Annotated in this window: 4 protein-coding genes; all 4 read left to right on the top strand. The window is 29.1% G+C overall.

The features are described 5' to 3' along the window. A partial coding sequence (locus ACTHW2_RS06590) for a hypothetical protein (protein WP_442263179.1) occupies positions 1 to 236 on the top strand: 236 nt, incomplete at its 5' end. Between the two features lie 188 nt (positions 237 to 424). Then, positions 425 to 1,423 carry a glycosyltransferase family 4 protein gene (locus ACTHW2_RS06585; RefSeq protein WP_442263178.1) on the top strand — a complete coding sequence of 333 codons (999 nt, stop codon included), beginning with the start codon at positions 425 to 427 and terminating at the stop codon, positions 1,421 to 1,423. A gap of 295 nt (positions 1,424 to 1,718) precedes the next feature. After that, positions 1,719 to 2,054, top strand: coding sequence for a hypothetical protein (locus ACTHW2_RS06580; RefSeq protein WP_442263177.1), 336 nt, complete (start codon positions 1,719 to 1,721; stop codon positions 2,052 to 2,054). 169 nt (positions 2,055 to 2,223) lie between these two features. Next, the coding region (locus ACTHW2_RS06575; protein ID WP_442263176.1) for an HAD-IC family P-type ATPase at positions 2,224 to 3,351 on the top strand (1,128 nt) is incomplete at its 3' end.

Here is a 3,351-nt window from a genome sequence, read left to right as displayed (position 1 = left end):
CTATTATTGGTCATGGAGTTTTAGAGTACTTTAAGTCTACAGGAGAATCATTTAAAAATGGTAGTAAGAAGATGGCTTTAAGGATAAACTCAGCTTTTTATAAATTTGATCAATCAAAAAGTAGTAAAGTATGGGGTAAGGAATTAACAGGTGTTAGTGCTGATATTGCAATTTTAATCCTGGCATTAGGAGCTCTAATTGTATGGTATACTCTTACAAACCCTAGTTTACTGTAAACTTTAAATAATCGGATTACTAAAATTATTATAAATTAATAAAAATATAAAAAGGTACTTTTAGACCCCGGGGTTTAAAAGTACCTTTTTATTCGCTAGATACAACTATCTAATTGTATCGGTATTATGGAGTATGATAAGATAAAGGTAATAAATATATTTAACCTTATATTACTGGAGATGAAATTATGAAAATTTTATATATAATACCTAATGAAACTGTAAAAACAGGTGGAAATTGGATAACTGTAACTAGACTAGCTAAAGGTTTTAAAAAAAGAGGAGTTACGGTAGATATTGTTGAAGTAAATGATGTAACAAGAAAATGCCTAGAAAAATATGATGTAATTCATGCATTCCATGTATTTAAGTCCCTATTAAAGATTCATGATTTGCTAATTCATATAGATAAAACTATAATAGTTAGTTTTACAGGTACAGATCTTAAACAATTACAAGAAGCAAAAGAAAGTAAAGATAAAATAATAGACTTATTGAATAAAACAGATGGAATTATTGTATTTCATGATGAAGCTAGGGAAAAAACAATGGAAGAAGGAATATTTGAAGAAAAAATAAAAGTAATACCTCAAACACCTATGTCTGTAGGAATAGAAAAAAAACATAAAGAAAAGTCAACTAGAAATTTACAGCCTTCAAATAATGTTACTTTTCTTTTTGCTGCTGGAATACGTAGAGTCAAAGCACCTTTAAAAATGCTTGAGTTGATTTCTGGACTAAAAGAAAAAATAGGAAATATTCAATTAATTGTAATTGGTCCAATTTTAGAAGAGGAACTAGGCGATAAGTTTAAGAAAAAGATAAATGAAAAAAAGTGGGCAAAATACTTTGGAGAAGTTTCACATAAAAAGGCACAAGAATTTATTTTAGAATCTGATATAGTAATTAACACATCTATTTCAGAAGGAATGCCAAATACCTTGTTAGAAGCACAACAGATGGGTAAGCCTATAATAGCAACTAATATTGCTGGAAACAAAGCTATTGTAAATCATGGAGTCGATGGATTTTTATTTAATGATGAAAAAGAGTTTCAATACTATGCTACAAAGTTAGTTGAAGATCTTAAATTAAGAAAAGAAATGGGTGAATCAGGACTTAAATCTAGAGAAAAATATGACTTGGAAGAAGAAGTAAATATATATGAAAAGGTTTATCGAACTTAAATAAAAAGAATATTTATATAAAGACATCTATAGATGTTTATTATATTCTAAAATCGTGAATAAGATACAATGGACATGAGCAATGAATTATAAAAAACACTATAATAAAACATACTTTACTTGATAACTGATAGGTCAGGTTTGCAACAAACAACATCTTTTATGGATAAGTGAGGAATGTGATATTACTTACTAAAATGCAGAATCTAATATTAAATTTAAATATATATCTTCATAATTCCTTCATAATAATGTAATATAGTTTAATTAAAGAAAATGAGGGGGAGATGGATATATGAAAAAGATAATGATAGCACTTAGTTTAACCTTAGCAGTTGGTTTATTTTCAGCATTTACATATGCTGATAGTTCTGTAGAAAATCAAGGTGTTGATATGGATTATAAAAGTGAAGAATCTCAACAATTTAGAGAAGATAGATTACAAGATAAAAAAGACAATCTAAAAAACATGGTAGAAAAAGGATTTATTACAGAGGAAGATGCTAAGGTTTGGGAAGAACATTATAAATATGAAGATGCATTTCACGAAAAGAATGGTTATTTAAATAACCGTTGTGGTTATGGATCTAATGGAGGAAGAAGAATGGGAAGAAACCATATGATATGGTAGATAAATAGGAGTAAAAAACCAAGCTAAGAAAATAAAATCTTAGCTTGGTTTTTTATATATGCATATATAATATAAATACACAATCACAAGGGTTAAAATCAAGATTTTATATAAATCTTAAATAAATGGGTATATTATTGATAAATAAAAATTAAAGGAGGCTATTGAAATGGATAAAAAAAATAATTATGATCAACATGAAAATACTGAAGGACATAATCATAAAGAAGATAATGGTCAAGATGATCATGAAAAAGATAAGGGTCATAACCATCACAATCATCATGAGATGATGATTCAAGATTTTAAAAGAAGGTTTTTCATATCATTAATTGTTACAGTTCCTATACTTGTTCTTTCACCTATGATTCAAGAATGGACAAACATAGAGGTTGCTTTCGCTGGAAGTAACTATTTATTATTTGCTTTGGCTACATTTATTTACTTTTATGGTGGTTGGCCATTTTTAACAGGCTTAAAAGATGAATTAAAAGAAAAAAAGCCTGGTATGATGACTCTTATAGCTATGGCAATAACAGTAGCGTATGTATATAGTTCAGCTGTAGTTTTTGGTCTTAAAGGAAATGATTTCTTCTGGGAGCTCGCTACACTTATTGACATTATGCTTTTAGGGCATTGGATTGAAATGAGAGCTGTATTAAGTGCATCAAGTGCTTTGGAAAAATTAGCTGAACTCATGCCAAATACTGCCCATTTAATTAAAGACGGTGAAGTAGTAGATGTTGATATAAGTGAACTGAGTTCTAATGATAAAATACTTATAAAGCCTGGAGAAAAGATACCAGCAGATGGAATTATAGTAAAAGGAAGGAGTCATATAAATGAATCGATGTTAACAGGGGAATCAAAGCCTGTTGAAAAAGGTGAAAATGAACAAATTATCGGAGGATCCATAAATGGAGATGGTTCAATAGAGGTAGAAGTTAAAGATATAGGAAAAGATTCATATTTATCAAAAGTTATAGACATGGTTGAAAAAGCACAAGAATCGAAATCTAAAACTCAAAACTTAACAGATAGGGCAGCATTTTGGCTAACTATAATAGCTCTTACTGTAGGGTTTGCTACATTGTTTGTATGGTATAGCATAAGTGATGATTTTACTTTTGCTTTAGCAAGAATGGTTACAGTAATGGTAATAACATGTCCACATGCACTTGGGCTTGCAATGCCACTAGTGGTAGCAACATCCACAGCACAATCAGCTAAGAATGGTTTGCTTATAAGAAATAGAACACAGTTTGAAAATTCAAGAAAAGTTGATACTGTAGTATTT

The sequence above is a fragment of the Tissierella sp. genome, assembly GCF_052089545.1.
In the GTDB taxonomy this organism is placed as follows: domain Bacteria; phylum Bacillota; class Clostridia; order Tissierellales; family Tissierellaceae; genus Tissierella_A.
Note: the sequence above shows the minus strand (reverse complement) of the source record. Positions and strands in the feature narration are given on the sequence as shown.

Excerpts from the sequence above, each read along its gene's own strand:
- ACTHW2_RS06585 (WP_442263178.1), top strand. The coding sequence starts at position 425 with ATGAAAATTTTATATATAATACCTAATGAAACTGTAAAAACAGGTGGA.
- ACTHW2_RS06580 (WP_442263177.1), top strand. The coding sequence starts at position 1,719 with ATGAAAAAGATAATGATAGCACTTAGTTTAACCTTAGCAGTTGGTTTA.